Annotated in this window: 14 protein-coding genes; 7 read left to right on the top strand and 7 right to left on the bottom strand. The window is 73.9% G+C overall.

Going from position 1 to position 15,476, the window contains the following annotated elements:
- Window positions 1-54: 54 nt before the first annotated feature.
- Complete coding sequence (locus PATMI_RS0102425) at window positions 55-1,761, bottom strand: glycosyltransferase (protein WP_169738315.1); 1,707 nt, start codon at window positions 1,759-1,761, stop codon at window positions 55-57.
- Between the two features lie 25 nt (window positions 1,762-1,786).
- On the opposite strand from PATMI_RS0102425, the gene PATMI_RS26765 reads away from it, so the two are divergent.
- From PATMI_RS26765 to PATMI_RS0102400, 5 genes are all read left to right on the top strand, one after another.
- The gene (locus tag PATMI_RS26765) at window positions 1,787-2,233 is read left to right on the top strand and encodes a DUF6314 family protein (protein ID WP_026909715.1); all 447 of its coding nucleotides are present in this window, start codon (window positions 1,787-1,789) and stop codon (window positions 2,231-2,233) included.
- Between the two features lie 13 nt (window positions 2,234-2,246).
- Window positions 2,247-3,368, top strand: coding sequence for a glycosyltransferase family 4 protein (locus PATMI_RS0102415; RefSeq protein WP_026909714.1), 1,122 nt, complete (start codon window positions 2,247-2,249; stop codon window positions 3,366-3,368).
- Window positions 3,369-3,427: 59 nt separating this feature from the next.
- Window positions 3,428-4,468, top strand: coding sequence for a UDP-glucose 4-epimerase GalE (gene galE / locus PATMI_RS0102410; protein WP_026909713.1), 1,041 nt, complete (start codon window positions 3,428-3,430; stop codon window positions 4,466-4,468).
- Between the two features lie 34 nt (window positions 4,469-4,502).
- Complete coding sequence (locus tag PATMI_RS0102405; protein ID WP_084269533.1) at window positions 4,503-5,918, top strand: FAD-binding oxidoreductase; 1,416 nt, start codon at window positions 4,503-4,505, stop codon at window positions 5,916-5,918.
- Between the two features lie 88 nt (window positions 5,919-6,006).
- Window positions 6,007-6,756, top strand: a complete 750-nt coding sequence (locus PATMI_RS0102400) for an FkbM family methyltransferase (protein ID WP_036725101.1) — start codon at window positions 6,007-6,009, stop codon at window positions 6,754-6,756.
- 12 nt (window positions 6,757-6,768) lie between these two features.
- On the opposite strand, the gene PATMI_RS0102395 is transcribed toward PATMI_RS0102400, so the two are convergent.
- The 3 genes from PATMI_RS0102395 to PATMI_RS0102385 form a co-directional block, all read right to left on the bottom strand.
- Entirely contained in the window at window positions 6,769-7,722 is a 954-nt protein-coding gene (locus PATMI_RS0102395; RefSeq protein WP_026909710.1) for an NAD-dependent epimerase/dehydratase family protein, read from the bottom strand.
- A gap of 99 nt (window positions 7,723-7,821) precedes the next feature.
- Window positions 7,822-9,111, bottom strand: coding sequence for a nucleotide sugar dehydrogenase (locus tag PATMI_RS0102390; RefSeq protein WP_026909709.1), 1,290 nt, complete (start codon window positions 9,109-9,111; stop codon window positions 7,822-7,824).
- A gap of 10 nt (window positions 9,112-9,121) precedes the next feature.
- A complete protein-coding gene (locus PATMI_RS0102385; RefSeq protein WP_026909708.1) occupies window positions 9,122-10,021 on the bottom strand; it encodes a WecB/TagA/CpsF family glycosyltransferase in 900 nt (299 codons plus the stop codon).
- Between the two features lie 282 nt (window positions 10,022-10,303).
- On the opposite strand from PATMI_RS0102385, the gene PATMI_RS0102380 reads away from it, so the two are divergent.
- Together PATMI_RS0102380 and PATMI_RS0102375 are read left to right on the top strand one after the other, a co-directional pair.
- Window positions 10,304-11,299: a GDP-mannose 4,6-dehydratase gene (locus tag PATMI_RS0102380; protein ID WP_026909707.1), complete on the top strand. Its 996-nt coding sequence runs from the start codon at window positions 10,304-10,306 to the stop codon at window positions 11,297-11,299.
- Window positions 11,300-11,342: 43 nt separating this feature from the next.
- Window positions 11,343-12,482: a glycosyltransferase family 4 protein gene (locus PATMI_RS0102375; protein ID WP_026909706.1), complete on the top strand. Its 1,140-nt coding sequence runs from the start codon at window positions 11,343-11,345 to the stop codon at window positions 12,480-12,482.
- A gap of 12 nt (window positions 12,483-12,494) precedes the next feature.
- Here PATMI_RS0102375 and PATMI_RS0102370 read toward each other — a convergent pair whose 3' ends face one another.
- Genes PATMI_RS0102370 through gmd form a run of 3 tightly spaced genes read right to left on the bottom strand, consistent with a single transcriptional unit; the run spans window position 12,495 to window position 15,385 of the window.
- The gene (locus tag PATMI_RS0102370) at window positions 12,495-13,649 is read right to left on the bottom strand and encodes a glycosyltransferase family 4 protein (RefSeq protein WP_026909705.1); all 1,155 of its coding nucleotides are present in this window, start codon (window positions 13,647-13,649) and stop codon (window positions 12,495-12,497) included.
- A gap of 3 nt (window positions 13,650-13,652) precedes the next feature.
- Window positions 13,653-14,423, bottom strand: a complete 771-nt coding sequence (locus PATMI_RS33715) for a class I SAM-dependent methyltransferase (protein WP_051470957.1) — start codon at window positions 14,421-14,423, stop codon at window positions 13,653-13,655.
- Complete coding sequence (gmd, locus tag PATMI_RS0102360; protein WP_026909704.1) at window positions 14,420-15,385, bottom strand: GDP-mannose 4,6-dehydratase; 966 nt, start codon at window positions 15,383-15,385, stop codon at window positions 14,420-14,422. The genes PATMI_RS33715 and gmd overlap by 4 nt, the downstream gene beginning before the upstream one ends.
- Between the last annotated feature and the right edge of the window lie 91 nt (window positions 15,386-15,476).

The raw sequence follows: 15,476 nt of genomic DNA, 5'->3' as shown, positions 1-15,476 counted from the left end.
CGCCGGGCCGCGGGTCCGTGACGGCCGGGTGGCCGCGGCGTGAACGTCGGGTGCTCAGCGCGTGGCGCGCGGTGGCGGCACGGCGTCGTGCCGCGCGACCGTGCGGACCTCCCAGCGGGGGATCCACGGGCGGTCCTCGAGCAGCGCGCCGGCGGCGGCGCGCGCCCCTTCCGGGTCGTAGCCCGAGCCGGCGGGTGCGAGCGTGTGGTCGACGGGCAGGGCGTCGACGACGCCCAGCCGCCAGCCCTGGTCGGCTGCGACGGCGGCCCAGTGCGCGTCGAGGCCCCAGCCCATCCCGGTCCCGTCCGGGAACGGCAGGAGGACGTCGGCGGCGCGCCGCGAGATCGCGGTCACCGGGCCGATCTCGACGAACGTCGTCTCGCGCCAGACGGCGCCGGGCACCCGGCGGGTGACCTCCCACGCGGCGTGCCCGTGCCTGCGGTGCGCCGGCTGCGCGAGGTCCAGGCCCGCGGCGTCGAGGAGCCCGACGAAACGGTCGATCCACGGGACGCGGCCGCCGGGCAGCGCGACGTCGTCGTCGACGATCAGGAGCCAGTCGGCGTCCGGGGCACCCGCGGCGGCCTGCTCGACGACGGCGAACCGCGCCCGGCCGGCCGGGTCCTCGATCCGCAGCTCGACGTCGTGGCGGTCGGAGCGCAGGTGCTCCCGCAGCGCGTCGACGATCGCCGCGTTCTTCGGCCGCGCGGGGACCACGACGAGGATCCGGCGGCGCGGGGTGCTCGCCGCGAGCCGCTCGAGCGCCCGGTCGGTGCGGGCCGCACGCAGGCGCAGGTCCAGCCAGCGGTCGTGGGTGCGCAGCACCGCGGCGCGTCGGCCGGCCACGTGGCCGCTCGTGCCGGCGAACGCGTCCTCGATCCCCGGGGTCCACGGCCCGTCGGGGGCCGGCGGCGGGGCGTAGCCGAGCAGCGCCTCCCGCAGGCGTCCCGCGGCGTGGGCGGTCGTCCACCGGTGCGGCGCGTCGCGGTGGCGGGCGAGGCCCAGGAGGTTGGCGGCCACGGTCCGCAGCTCGCCGGCGATCCCGGGGGCGCGCCCGGCGCGCTGGTCGGCCAGCCGGGTGGCGCGACCGCGGTGGTATTGGGCGCGGGAAAGGGCCGCGGTGCCGGCGTCGTCGCCCGTGCGGCGGTGGCGGACCCCGGCGGCAGCGACGTAGCGGATCCGCCCGCCGGCCCCGCGGAGACGACGCAGCCACTCCTCCTCGTCGCCGCTGCTCATCGTGTGCGTCGGGTCGAACGGTCCGATCCGCTCGACGGCGGTGCGGCGGACGGCCAGGTTGGCGCCCCACAGCCGGTCGGTGTCCTGGTCGACGTCGGGGTCGAGCACCAGCCGGCTGATCGCGGGCATCCGGCGCTCGGCGGCGGTGTCGGGCCGGCCCTCCAGGTCGAGCCGCACCGGGCCGCCGAGCGCACCCACCTCCGGGTCGGTCGTGGCGGCGTCCACCAGGGCCCGCAACCACCCGTCGTCGACCGCCACGTCGTCGTCGAGCAGGCAGACGAGGTCCGCGTCGGTCGCGTCGATCGCGGCGTTGCGCGACGCGTTCAGGCCGCGCCGGCGGGGATGGGTCAGGCAGCGGACGCCGTGCGCCGCGGCGACGGCCCGGGTCGCCTCGGACGGCCCGTCGTCGACGACGAGGACCGTGGCGCCCAGCTCCTGCGCCTGCGGCAGCACCGACCGGAGCGCCACGTCCAGGGAGTCCGGGCGACCCGTGGTGGGGATCGCGACCGTGACGCTCAGTCGTTCCACGGCCCGCCAGCGTACGCTCAGGAGGATGCGCGCGCCCGCCCCCACCGTCGCGGTGGCCGATCCACGGACGTTCCTCCCCGGGGTCTGGCAGATCGATCGTCAGGTCCACGACGGTCGTGCCCGCGAGGACGGGCGCTTCACCGGCACGGCCACGTTCCTCCTGCAGGACCAGGGGCTCTCGTGGGTCGAGCGGGGCACGCTCCGGCTCGGGACGTTCGAGGGCAGCGCCACCCGCACGATGGCGATCGTCCCGGCGCGGTCGGGCCCGGCGCCGTGGGAGGTCCGCTTCGACGACGGCCGCCCGTTCCACCCGCTCGACCTGCGCGGCGGCTCGTGCCCGGTCGACCACCCGTGCGGCGAGGACCACTACGCCGGGTGGGTCCGGGTCGAGCACGAGGGCCTGATGGTCGTCTCGTGGCGCGTGACCGGCCCGACGAAGGACCACACGATCCTCACACGGTACACGCGGTGAGACGCGTGCCGCGGTGATCCTCCACCTGCACCACCGCTACCGCACGCTCGGCGGGGAGGAGCCCGCGATCGCCGCGCTGCGCCGCCTGACCGAGGACGTCCTGGGCGAGGAGACGGCGCTCCTGGAGCGCGACTCGACCGCGATCTCCGGCGCCCGTGCGGCGGCCGGCCTGCTCCGCGGGGGCCTGGACCCCGACGAGGTCGTGCGGGAGGTCCGCCGCACCGGGGCCCGCATCGTCCACGCCCACAACGTGCACCCGACGTTCGGCGCCCGCGCGCTCCGGGCGGCACGGGCCGGCGGCGCGCGGGTCGTGCTGCAGCTCCACAACTACCGTCTCGTCTGCGCGGTCGGGACGTGCGTCCGCGACGGGGAGGACTGCTCCCTGTGCCACGCGGGGGACACCCGTCCCGGGCTCCGGCACCGGTGCCGCGGCGGTCGGGCGGAGGGCGCGGTCTACGCCGCCGGGCTCGCGCTGCAGCGACGGCCGCTCGTCGCGGGGGCCGAGGCGATCGCGGTGCCGAGCGTCGCGGCGCTCCGCCGGCTCCACGACCTCGGCGCCGGCCTGCCGGAGGACCGCACCCACGTCGTGCCCCACCCGGTGCAGGCCGGGCCGCCCGTGGATCCGGACCCGTCCGGCCCGGCGGTCGTGGCGGGCCGACTGGCGCCGGAGAAGGGCACCGCGACGGCGATCGCCGCGGCGCGGATCACCGGGCGCCCGCTCGTGGTCGCGAACACCGGGCCGCTGGAGGACGAGCTGCGGGCCGCCGCGGCCGACCTGCCGCACGTGACGTTCGCCGGCCGCCTGGACCGCGCCGGGCTCGACGCCCTGCGGGCACGGGCGGCGGTCGAGCTCGTGCCCTCGCTGGCCCACGAGACGTTCGGGCTCGCCGCGGCGGAGGCGATGCTGCGGGGCCTGCCGGTCGTCGCCTCCGACGTCGGGGCGCTCCGCGAGCTCGTCCCCGACGACGCACGCGTCCCGCCGGGGGACGCGCAGGCCCTCGCCGCCGCTTGGGACCGGTTGGCCGGCGACGCCGCCGCCGGTGCGCGGCAGCGCGACCACGCCCGCGGGACGACGGACCCCGCGATCGTCGCCGACCGGCTCCGGGCGCTCTACGCCGCCGCGACCGGCGCCTGACCGCGGGCGGCGCCGACCAGCACAGGAAGCCCCCAGGCTCCCCGCCTAGACTGCGGCGCATGGCGTGGCTCCTCACCGGCGGTGCCGGATACATCGGCTCCCACATCGTCCAGGCGTTCCTGGCCGCGGACCGCGAGGTCGTCGTCCTCGACGACCTGTCGTCGGGCTTCCGCGAGTTCGTCCCCGCGGGCGTGACCCTCCACGAGGGGAAGCTCGAGGATCCCGCCGACGTCGCCCGCGCCCTGGACGCGCAGCCGGTCGAGGGCGTGGTCCACCTCGGTGGCCTGAAGTACGCCGGGGAGTCGCCGCGCGTGCCGCTCGACTACTACCGCGTCAACGTCGAAGGCACCCGGGTCCTCCTCGAGCAGATGGCGGCGCGCGGGGTCGACCGCCTCGTGTTCTCGTCGAGCTCGGCGACCTACGGCACGATGGAGGGCGAGATCGTCGCCGAGGACGCCCCGAAGCGGCCCGAGAGCCCGTACGGCGAGTCGAAGCTCATCGGCGAGTGGCTGATCCGCGACCAGGCCGTCGCACGCCCCGAGCTCAAGCACACGTCGCTGCGGTACTTCAACGTCGTCGGCTCCGGCCCGGTCCGTGACACCGGCGACGGCGGCGTCCTCGCGCTCGTCGACCACAGCCCCTACAACCTGTTCCCGCTCGTCTTCCGGGCGCTGTCCCGCGGCGCGCGGCCGAAGGTCTTCGGCGACGACTACCCGACGCCCGACGGCTCCTGCGTCCGCGACTACGTCCACGTCGTCGACCTGGCCGAGGCGCACCTGCGCGCGGCGGTGCAGCTCGACGAGGGCACGGAGCTCGCCGCCGCCTACAACGTGGGCCGCGGGGAGGGCGTCTCCGTCCGGCAGATCATCGAGACGATCCTCTCCGTCGTCGGCGAGGAGGCCCTCGGCTACGACGTCGCCCCCCGGCGCGCGGGCGACCCGGCGAAGATCGTCGGGTCCGCCCGGCGCATCGAGGAGGACTTCGGCTGGAAGCCCGGCCTCGACCTCCGCGCGATGGTCGAGGGCGCGTGGGAGGCCTGGAACGCCCCGGGCACCGCCGAGCGCGAGGCGGCGCAGGACGCCCGGCGCGCACAGGGCTGAGGGCCCGCCGGGCCGGGGGCGTACGCTCGGCCCCATGGCCTCCGAGGACACGACTCCCGGTCCGGCGCTCCCGGGGCAGCGGTCGCCGTCGGCCACGCTGCTCGCCGGCCTCGCCGGCGCGGGAGACGTGGTCGCCGACCCGGACGTGCTGGAGGCCTACCGCCGCGACCAGGCCGCGCCGGGCCTGCTGGCCGCCGGCATGCCCGCCGCGCTCGTCCGCCCGACGACGACGGCCGAGGTGCAGGTCGCGGTCCGCGCGGCGGCGGCCCACGGGGTCCCGGTCGTCCCGCGCGGTGCCGGCTCGGGCCTCAGCGGCGGCGCCAACGCGATCGACGGGTGCGTCGTCGTCAGCCTCGAGCGGATGGACCGGATCGTCGAGCTCGACGCCGCCGGCCTCACCGCCACGGTCCAGCCGGGCGTCGTCAACGCGGTCCTCGGCACGGCCGCGGCGGCCGAGGGCCTCTGGTACGCCCCGGACCCGGCCAGCCGCGAGTTCTCGACGATCGGCGGCAACATCGCCACCAACGCTGGTGGTCTCTGCTGCGTGAAGTACGGCGTCACGCGCGACGCGCTGCTCTCGTGCGAGGTCGTGCTCGCCGACGGCCGGGCCGTGCGCGTCGGCCACCGCACCCGCAAGGGGGTCGCGGGCTACGACCTCGCGGGCCTCATCTGCGGCTCGGAGGGAACGCTCGGCATCGTCACCGAGGCGACCGTCCGCCTGCTCCCCGCTCCGCCGCGGTCGTCGACGCTGGCCGCGACGTTCTCGTCGCTCGTCGACGCCGGGGAGGCCGTCGCCGCGATCGTCCGCCGGGTCCGGCCGTCGATGCTCGAGCTGCTCGACCGCACGACCCTGCAGGCGGTGCAGGAGCTCGAGCCGCTCGGCTACGAGGACGACGTCCACGCGGTGCTGTTCGCCCGGTCCGACGCCGGGGCGGACGCGGGGCTGCGCGAGATCGAGCTGATCCAGGAGCTCTGCGACGCCGCCGGGGCCACGCTCTCGGTCGTCTCCGACGACGAGGCCGAGGGACGCGCGATCACCGTCGCCCGGCAGCTCGCCTACCCGGCGCTCGAGCGCAAGGGCACCACCCTCCTCGACGACGTCGCCGTCCCACTGCCGCAGGTCCCCGCGCTCCTCGCGGGCGTCGAGCGGATCGCCGTCGATCGCGACGTGCTGATCGGCACCTTCGGTCACGCCGGCGACGGCAACATGCACCCGACCGTCGTCTACGACCACCGCGACGCCGACGCCGTCCTCCGCGCCCGGGCGGCCTTCGACGCGATCGTCGCCCTGGCCCTCGAGCTCGGCGGCACGGTCTCCGGCGAGCACGGCGTCGGCCTGCTGAAGACGGCCCACCTCGACGCCGAGCTTGGCGACGCCCGCGGCCTCGGCCGCGCGATCAAGGACGCCTGGGACCCGGCGGGGACGATGAACCCGGGCAAGGCGATCTGAGGCGCCGCCGACCAGGATCCGCCGTGGCGGGGACGTGGCGCCGCGGCGTGCATCCCGCCCGGGGCGCCCCCGATACCGTTGGCCCGACATGGCGCTCGCCGGCAGCACGATCGAACGCATCTCCACGGTCTCCGACCGCCTGGGGGTCGGAGACCACCTGCGCAGGGGCTACCGGCTGGTCAGCCGCCACGCGCGTCGCAACAACCAGGACAACGTCAACCTCGGATTGCTGCTCGCCCACGGGCTGGCGGTCGACGCGAACTGCGTCGACGTCGGCGCCCACACCGGCACCGTCCTGCAGGACATCGTCCGGTACGCCCCGCAGGGCACGCACCTGGCGTTCGAGCCCCTCCCGGCGCAGGCGCAGATCCTCCGCGAGCGCTTCCCGGGCGTCGAGGTCCGCGAGGCAGCCGTGTCCGACGAGGCCGGTTCCGCGTTGTTCACGCACGTCCGGCAGAGCCCGGAGCTCAGCGGCCTGCGGGACCGCGGGCACGGCGGCGACGACAAGGAGACGATCGAGGTCGCCGTGGAGCGCCTCGACGACGTCGTCGACCCCGACCGCCGCGTGTCGTTCGTGAAGATCGACGTCGAGGGCGGCGAGCTCGGCGTGCTGAAGGGCGCGAAGGAGCTCCTCCTGCGCGACCGGCCGACGATCGCGTTCGAGCACGGCGTCGGCGGCAGCGAGCACTTCGGCGCGACGTCGTCCGACATCCACGACTTCCTGATCGGCGAGGTCGGCTACCGCCTCTTCGACATCGACGGCAACGGCCCGTTGTCTCGCGATGAGTTCCAGGCACTCTTCACCGAGATGATCTGGTTCTTCGTCGCCCACCCGTAGGCGGGCGACGGCTCAGACCGTCCTCAACCAGGCGACGGTGTCCGCGACGCCCTTGTCGAGCGGGATCTGCGACTCCCAGTCCAGGAGGCGCTTGGCCTTCGACACGTCGGGCCAGCGGCGCTGGACGTCGACGTCGAACGTCGGGAGGTGCTCGAAGACGAGCTCGTCGGTGCGGCCGCACTGCTCCCAGATGACGCGGCAGACGTCGGCGATCGTGCGCTCGTCGCCGGCGGAGATGTTGAAGTCCTCGTTCAGGCCGGCGTCGTGGCCGGTCGCGGTGACGATGCCGTCGGCGATGTCCTGCACGTGGGTCAGCGTGCGGGTCTGGTCGCCCTTGCCGAAGATCGGCAGCGGCGCGCCCTGGGGCAGCGCCAGGACCTTCTTGATGACGTCGGGGACCATGTGCGCGATGCCGGGCTCGTCCTCGGGCATCTCGCCGGGGCCGTAGGCGTTGAACGGGCGGACGATCGTGTACCGCAGGTCGTGCTCGGCGTGCGCGGCCTTGATCTGGACCTCGCCGGTCAGCTTCGAGAAGCCGTAGGCCGACGTCGGCGCGGGGACCTTGTCGACGTCGGACTCGGCGGTCGGGAACGTCGTGGTGTTCTCGAACACCATCGAGCTCGACACGTACGTGAACCGGTCGACGCCGATCTCGACGGCGGCGCCCATGACGCTGTTGTAGAGCGACGAGTTCACGTCGGTCAGCGTGTAGGGCAGCTTGTGGAAGTTGCCGATCCCGCCGACGATCGCGGCCAGGTGGATGACGTGGGAGCAGCCGACGAGCGCGCGCTTGGCCTCGTCGCGGTCGCGCAGGTCGCCGCGGTGGATCTCGCAGCCCTCGCGCATCCAGTCCGGCGCGTCGCGCTGGTCGGACACCCGGACCTCGAAGCGGGGATCGCGGAGGAGACGACGGACGACGGCGGCGCCGATGGTGCCGGCACCGCCGGTGACGAGAACGCGAGACATTGGGCCGGAGGCTATCCGGCGCCCGGCCCGGCGGTCGTGGCGGTCGGGTGACGAGTCGTCCGGCCCGGCGCGTGCGGGGCCGGCGGGCCGGGGCCGTCGTCAGGCGACGGTCGGCGCCGGCGCCTCGGGCCGCTCGACCTGGCCGGCGAGCGTCTCGGCCTCGCCGAAGACCGCGTCCTGCCCGAAGCAGTTCCACGGGTCCGCCAGGACGGCGCCGTCGGACGCGAGGTCGGCGATCCGGCGGAGCACGGCCGGGTCCTTCCACGCGCTGTGGTTCGTCGCCAGGACGATCGCGTCGGCGTCGGCGACGGCTTCGGCCAGCGTCAGCGTCGACGAGGGGCTGTGCGGGTCGTGCGCGGCGACGAGGGCGAGCTCGCGCTCCAGGAGGCGCATGAGCTTGAAGCTCAGGGAGTCGCGCTCGTCGTCGGTGTCGCCCTTGAACGCCAGGCCGAGGACGGCGACCTTGCGCCCGCGGAGCTTGCCACCCGGCAGCCGACGCTTGACGCCGTCCAGCAGGAACAGCGGTACGGACTCGTTGACGCGCGAGACCGCCAGCAGCATCCCCGGCGCCGGCGAGCGCTCCTCGGAGAACGTGAAGTCCTTCCGCAGACAGGTGCCGGCGGTCATCCCGGGCAGCTTCATCCCGCCGCGCGGGTAGTCCCGGTTGATGAGGTCGATGACCTCGAAGACGTTGGCGCCGTACTGCTCGCACTCCATCATCAGCCGGTTGGGCAGCGCGAACATCGTGTACCGCAGGATGTTGGTCCAGATCTTCGCGAGCTCGGCCTCGACCGGGGTCGTGTGCACGACGCGGGCGCCGAGCGCGGCGAACGGCTCGGCCGCGACCTCGCCCGAGCGCTCCCCGACGCCGCCGACGATGCACGGCAGCGTGGAGATCTCGGCGAAGAACCGGGAGGCGGCGATCCGCTCGGGGACGTGCGCGACGAAGAGGTCCGTCCCGACGGTGAACCCGCGGTGCATCTCGAGGTAGCCGGCGACGAACTCGGTCGTCCCCGGGGCGATCGTCGAGCGCAGGACGATGCAGTGGCCCTCGCGCAGGTGCGGGAGGAGGTCGTCCAGCACGCTGCGGATCTGGCCGACGTCGATCTCGATGTGCGAGAACGACGGGGTCCCGAGCGTCAGGACGATGTGGCGCGCCCGCGCGGCCTCGGCGACGCTGCCGGAGACCTCGAGCGTGCCGTTCGCCTGGACGCGTCCCAGGATCTCCTCGGCACCCGGCTCGTCGAACGGCATGCGGCCGTCCTGGACGGCCGAGACGATCTCCTCCTTGGCGTCGATCCCGATGGTCCGGAGACCACTGTCGGCGAACGCGAGCGCCAGCGGGAGCCCTACGCGACCGATACCGACGACTGCGACGTCCAGATCCACCGAGGGAAGGCTATCGACCGGCGGGAACCGACCTGCGCCGCAGGGGGCGGCGGCGCGGCGGAGGCCCCTCGAGCAGCACCGGCGCGACCGACTGGCCGGACGAGCGCTGGCGGAGGAGCTGTCCCCCGAACCGGAGGACGAAGAGGGGGTTGTAGCGCGCGTAGCGCCGCCACAGACGGCGGGGCTCCTGGATCAGCCGGAAGAGCCACTCGAGCCCGAGGGACTGCACACGGGCCGGGGCCTGGGGCACGAGGCCGGCGTGGAAGTCGAAGGCGGCGCCGACGCCGACGAGGACCGGGGCCTCGAGCCGGGGGCGCATCGCGGCCATCCACTTCTCCTGCTTCGGCACGCCGATCCCGACCCAGACGACATCGGCGCCGGAGCGGTTGATCTCCTCGACGATGTCCTCCTCCTCGGCGGCCGTGAGCGTGCGGAAGGGCGGTGACCAGCCCCCGACGATCGTCAGGCCGGGGAAGCGCCGGAGCAGGTTGCGCGCCAGGGTGTCCAGCGCGTCGCGGTCGCGGCCGCCGTAGAGGTAGACGCGGGTGCCGTTGCGGGCGGCGTGCTCGCAGTGGCGCTCCATCAGCGTCGGGCCGTACACGCGGTTGGGCTGCTCGTGGCCCAGCAGGTTCATCGCCCAGACCAGCGGCTGGCCGTCGGGGACCGTCAGCGAGCTGCCGAGCACGGCGGCGCGGAGCTCCTCGTCCTCGTGGCAGGCCATCACCGTGTGGGTCGCGGCGACGCAGACGTAGCCTTGCCGGCGGGAGGCGACCATCGCGTCCATCCAGGAGAGGGTGCGCTCGTAGGTCGTCAGCGCCATCGGGATCCCGACGACCTCGACCTGCGGCGGCGGGGTCGCCAGCGACCGGAGGACGTCCGCGTTGGAGACCGGGTTCCCGTGGTTGTGCATGGTGTGGGTGGGCCGTGAGGACGGGGATCGTCCGCTTCTGGCGCTCGCGGGGTGAAACCCGTGGTGCTTACAGAAGTTGCGCGGTCGGTCAAAACCCTATCGGTCCGGGTTTCCGATCCGTGTGCCGCACGTCCGCGTGCAGGGACTACCCATCGGGGGACGCGGCCATGCGCGACCGGGTGCGCGGCCGTCGCGGGCGATCGTCCCGGGCCCGCCGATCCCCGACGGATGGGGGCTCATAGACTGGGCGCCGATGCGCTGCCGGCCGGACCAGGGGACCACATGACGCGCCGCGTCCTGATCACCGGTGTGACGGGCCAGGACGGGGGCTACCTCGCGGAGCAGCTCCTGGCCGGCGGCGACGAGGTCATCGGGACGGTCCGGCGCACCGACGGCGCCCTGCAGGCCGCGGGCCTCGGGCACCTGGAGGGGCACGTCGAGCTCGCCGCCGCCGACCTGCTCGACCCCGAGGGCCTGCGCAGGACGGTGGCCGCCGCCCGGCCGGACGAGGTCTACCACCTGGCCGCCCCGACGTTCGTGCCCGACTCCTGGAAGGACCCCACGGAGGTCACGCGCGCCGTGGTCACCGGGACCGCCGCGATCCTCGCGGAGACCGCGACGATGGACGACGTCCGCGTCCTGGTCGCCAGCTCGAGCGAGATCTTCGGCGACTCCGGCGTGTCGCCCCAGGGGGAGCACGCGCCGACCCGGCCGCGCAGCCCCTACGGCGTGGCGAAGCTCGCGGCACACGGCCTGGTCCGCACCCTGCGCGAGCACCAGGACCGGCACCTGGTCTCGGCGGTGACCTTCAACCACGAGTCGCCGCGCCGGCCCGAGCGGTTCCTCCCGCGCAAGGTCACCGCCGGTGTCGCGGCGATCGCCGCCGGCCAGGCCGACGAGCTGACCCTCGGGGACCTCGCCGCGGTCCGCGACTGGTCGCACGCCCAGGACATCGTCGCCGGCATGGTCCTCGCCCTCCGGCACCCCGTCGCCGACGACTACGTCTTCGCCTCGGGCATCCCGCACACCGTCGGCGACCTCGTCGACACCGCGTTCCTCGCCGCCGGCGTCGAGCGCCTCGTCCCCACCCGCGACGGCCGGATCCGCGACCGCGTCGTCGTCGACCCGCGCTTCGTCCGCCCTCCCGAGCAGTGGCCCCCGGTCGGCGACCCGACGAAGGCCCGCCAGGTCCTCAACTGGACGCCGGACCACTCGTTCGAGAGCCTCGTCGCCCAGATGGTGGCGACGGACGTGGACCGGCTGCGGGGGGAGGGGTAGGGCGGGCCCTGAGCCGGTCGTCCGGCCTGCGACCATCCGCCGCGTGTCACGGCCGGTCCACGTCGCCCTGAACCTCGTGTTCCTCGTTCCCGGTGAGACCGGCGGTATGGAGGTCTACGCTCGCGAGCTGCTGCCGCGCCTGGCCGCCACGCCGGGCCTCCGCGTGACGTCGATCGTCAACGAGGTCGCGGCCGCCGACCGCGACGCGCCGTGGAACGCGATCGACGGCACCGTCGTCGCTCCCGTCGACGCTCGCGACCGGAGGCAGTGGGTCTGGGGCGAGCAGCGGCACGTCCCGCGGATCGCGTCGGAGGCGGGCGCCGATCTCGTCCACAGCCTGGCGTCGACCGGGCCGGGCCGGCTCGTGGGCGGGCCACCGAGGGTCACGACGGTCCACGACCTGCACTACGCCGTCGCCCCCGAGGCGCACTTCGGGCTGCGGGGACTGGGGATGCGCGTGCTGGTACCGGCGGCGGTCCGCGCGTCGGTGCGGGTGATCGCGGACTCGCAGTCCACGAAGGACGACGTCGCGGCGCACATCGGCACGCCCGCGGACCGGATCGACGTCGTGCACCTCGCGACGACCCTGCCGGACCCGTCGATCGCGACGGCCGAGGTCGCGCTGCGTCGCAGCCTGGGCCTCGGTGAGCGACCGGTGCTGCTGAGCATGGCCGCCAAGCGCCCGCACAAGAATGTCGAGGGCCTGATCGACGCGCTCGCCGGGATCCCGTCGGAACGTCGTCCGCTGCTCGTGGTCCCCGGCTACGCGACCGAGCACGAGCCGGCGCTGCGCCTGCACGCCGCCGCCCGGAACGTCACCGACGACGTCCGGTTCCCTGGTTGGCTGTCGGGGGCCGACGTCGAGGGACTGTGGGGCCTGGCCGTCGCCCACGTCTTCCCGTCGTTCTACGAGGGCTTCGGGCTGCCGGTGCTCGAGGCGATGGCCCGCGGCGTCCCGGGAGCCTGCTCGGACCGCGCGTCGCTGCCGGAGGTCGCGGGCGAGGCAGCACTCCTCTTCGACCCGTCCGATGCTGCGTCGATCCGCGAGGCGATCCTGCGCCTGACGGGCGACGAGGAGCTCCGCGGGCAGCTGCGGGCCCGTGGCCTGGAGCGCGCCGCGACGTTCTCGTGGGAGCGGGCCGCGGCGGAGACGACGCGGACGTACGAGCTGGCGCTGGGCTGACCGGGGAGCCGGTCAGCGACGGGCGCCGACGTAGCCCGCGGCGACGGTCCGCAGCGAGCCGGCGAGCGAGAGCCGGTCGGCGTTCTCGACGAACCACTCGCGGGTCGACGCCCGCAGCTCGTCGCCCTGTTCGTGGCAGGCGACGACGGCCGTGGCGATCGACGCGCCGGTCGCCTCGGGTGCCACGAAGCCGTTGACGCCCTCGTCGACGAGCTCGACGGCGGCGTTGTCCTCGCCGGCCACCACGACGGCGGGCGCACCGTGCGCCGAGGCCTCGACGACGACCATCCCGTAGCCCTCGCGCGACGACGGCTGCACGATGCAGGTCGCGGTCCGCATCGCCTCGTCGACGACCTCGGGCGCGACGAACCCGGGCAGCTCGACGACGCCCTCCAGCCCGAGCTCGGCGATGCGCGCCCGGACGAGGTCGGCCTCGGGTCCCGCGCCGAAGATCCGGCCCCGCAGATCGGGCACCTGCTCGCGCGCGGCGGCGATCGCGTCGACGACGAGCGGGACCCGCTTCTCCGGGATCATCCGGCCGGCGTAGACGACGGTCGGCGGCGTGGTGGCCGGATCGGCCGGCGGAGCCTCGAGGCTCCCGGCATACTCGCCCGTGAGCACCGTGACGTTCCCGCGGAGCCCGAGCTCGCGCAGGCGCCCGGCGTGCAGCCGGCTGAAGGCGTAGGCGGTCTGGGGCACGAGCGCGCACACCCGCTGGACGATCCACCCGATCCGTCCCGCAGCACCGCCGAGGTATCCGAGCCAGTACTCCCGGCTCCACACCTCGTGCCAGTCGCACGTGATCCGGAACCGCCCGACCGGCCGCGTCACGGCCGCGGCGAGCAGCGAGAAGTACGGGAACGACGCGGTGTGGACGACGTCGTACCGCCGGCCTCGCCGCAGCAGGTGCAGGAACACCCCGAGACCGAACCGGAGCGGCGGCCCGATCTTCCGCCGATCGCCGACGTAGAGCTCCATCCGCGGCCCGACGGGCACCACGTCGACGCCCTCGAGCTGCGGCGCATCCCCCTCGTCCCACTGCGTGAGCGTCAGATAGGTGACCTCGTGCCCCTCGGCGGCGAGCCGCTCGGCGAGGTTCCGGTACCAGCGCTCGGCACCACCGACGGTCCAGGGGAAGAGGCAGTCGTAGACGATGCAGATGCGCATGCGTCAGTTCTCGACGATCCCCTTCGGCGCGGTGCGGTTCGCAGCGACACCCTTGCCGAAGCGTTGCACGAGGAACGCGCCGTGCCTCCGATCCATTCGGGCGAGGCGGCGGGCCACTCGCGGAGAGAACGGGTAGAACCCGGCCGTGCGGCTTTCCTGGACCGTCAACCCGTGGAACTTCGCGAGGTCCTCGAGTCCGACGCCGGTGAAGATCCGCAGGTGTTGTTGGCCTGCCTGCTCCTGGACGTAGCCGTCGAATGCTGCGTTCAGCCGGTTGCCGGTGACCGTGTAGTCAGACACGTGGGCGGGGGACGGCTGGTACCCGGCAATCAACGAGGCAACGTTGTGCCAGCTTGCGAGGTTGTTCGTCGAGACCACCGCATAGCCGTCCGGGCGCAGCACACGCTGAATCTCTTGGAGGAAAAGATCCGTTTTCGCGAGATGTTCGATCACCTGGTTCGAATGAATCACCTCGACGGAGTCGTCGTCGAACGGGAGCCCCGTCGACATGTCGGCGACCTTCACGTCGACCCCTCGGGCACGCGCCTCGTCAATCCAAGGTCCGTAGAAATCGACGCCGACCGTGCGTCCGGCACTGATCGCCGATGCGACCCGCGTCGTGAACTGACCGTCACCGCAGCCCAGGTCGACGAGAGTTGCTCCCGGACGCCGCTCCATTACCTCGAGGATGACTCGACGATTCTCTTCCTCTGTTCGCGCGAAGACGTCCGCGAGCCACGCCCCGATGCGCGGCTTGAGGCCGCGGCGCGTCACTTGGAGAGCAGCTCGAGGTCGGCGCGGGTCATGAGGCGGATGAGTTCCTCGAAGGACGTCTCGGGCACCCATCCGAGGACGTCCTTGGCCTTCTTCGGGTCGCCGATCAGGAGGTCGACCTCGGCGGGCCTGACGAACTGCGGATCGATCTCGACGTAGGGCTCGAAATCGCCCAGGCCGGCCTCGTCGAACGCGACCTGCACGCACTCGCGGACGGTGTGGGTCTCGCCCGTCGCGATGACGAAGTCCTCCGCGACGTCCTGCTGCAGCATCAGCCACATCGCCTGGACGTAGTCCTTGGCGTAGCCCCAGTCGCGCTTGGCGTCGAGGTTGCCCAGCGCGAGCTTGTCGCGCAGGCCGTGCTTGATCGCGGCGGCGTGCCAGGTGATCTTGCGGGTCACGAACTCGAGGCCGCGGCGGGGGGACTCGTGGTTGAAGAGGATGCCCGACGTGGCGTGCAGGTCGTAGGACTCGCGGTAGTTGACCGTGATGAAGTGGCCGTAGACCTTCGCGACGCCGTACGGCGAGCGCGGGTAGAGCGGGGTGTCCTCGTTCTGCGGGACCTCGCGGACCTTGCCGAACATCTCCGACGAGGACGCCTGGTAGAAACGGGCCTCCGGGGCGGCCTCGCGCATCGCCTCGAGCACCCGCGTGACGCCGACGCCCGTGAAGTCGGCGGTCAGCGTCGGCTGGACCCACGACAGGCCGACGAAGCTCATCGCCGCGAGGTTGTAGATCTCGTCCGGGTTCGACGCGCGGATGGTGTCGACCAGCGACCGCTGGTCCAGCAGGTCGCCCTGGTGCAGCGTGACCTTGTCGCGAAGGTGCTCGATGCGGTCGAACTTCTCCGTCGACGCCCGGCGGACCATGCCGTGCACCTCGTACCCCTGCTCGAGCAACAGCTCGGCGAGGTAGGAGCCGTCCTGGCCGGTGATTCCGGTGATGAGGGCGCGCTTCGGCATGCGCGGAACCCTAAGGGACCCGGCCCGACATGAGCGCGGCCGTCGGTGGTCCGCGGACGCTCACCTCCCGCGGTGCGCGCAGCAGGAGCGG

The sequence above is a fragment of the Patulibacter minatonensis DSM 18081 genome (assembly GCF_000519325.1).
Classification (GTDB): domain Bacteria; phylum Actinomycetota; class Thermoleophilia; order Solirubrobacterales; family Solirubrobacteraceae; genus Patulibacter; species Patulibacter minatonensis.
This window is presented reverse-complemented; position numbering and strand designations above follow the sequence as displayed.

What these genes read in the sequence shown, in the direction of transcription:
- PATMI_RS0102370 (WP_026909705.1), bottom strand. Translation starts at nt 13,649, where the DNA reads ATGCGCATCTGCATCGTCTACGACTGCCTCTTCCCCTGGACCGTCGGT.
- PATMI_RS0102385 (WP_026909708.1), bottom strand. Translation starts at nt 10,021, where the DNA reads ATGCACAACCACGGGAACCCGGTCTCCAACGCGGACGTCCTCCGGTCG.
- galE (WP_026909713.1), top strand. Translation starts at nt 3,428, where the DNA reads ATGGCGTGGCTCCTCACCGGCGGTGCCGGATACATCGGCTCCCACATC.
- PATMI_RS0102380 (WP_026909707.1), top strand. Translation starts at nt 10,304, where the DNA reads ATGACGCGCCGCGTCCTGATCACCGGTGTGACGGGCCAGGACGGGGGC.
- gmd (WP_026909704.1), bottom strand. Translation starts at nt 15,385, where the DNA reads ATGCCGAAGCGCGCCCTCATCACCGGAATCACCGGCCAGGACGGCTCC.
- PATMI_RS0102395 (WP_026909710.1), bottom strand. Translation starts at nt 7,722, where the DNA reads ATGTCTCGCGTTCTCGTCACCGGCGGTGCCGGCACCATCGGCGCCGCC.
- PATMI_RS0102405 (WP_084269533.1), top strand. Translation starts at nt 4,503, where the DNA reads ATGGCCTCCGAGGACACGACTCCCGGTCCGGCGCTCCCGGGGCAGCGG.
- PATMI_RS26765 (WP_026909715.1), top strand. Translation starts at nt 1,787, where the DNA reads ATGCGCGCGCCCGCCCCCACCGTCGCGGTGGCCGATCCACGGACGTTC.
- PATMI_RS0102400 (WP_036725101.1), top strand. Translation starts at nt 6,007, where the DNA reads ATGGCGCTCGCCGGCAGCACGATCGAACGCATCTCCACGGTCTCCGAC.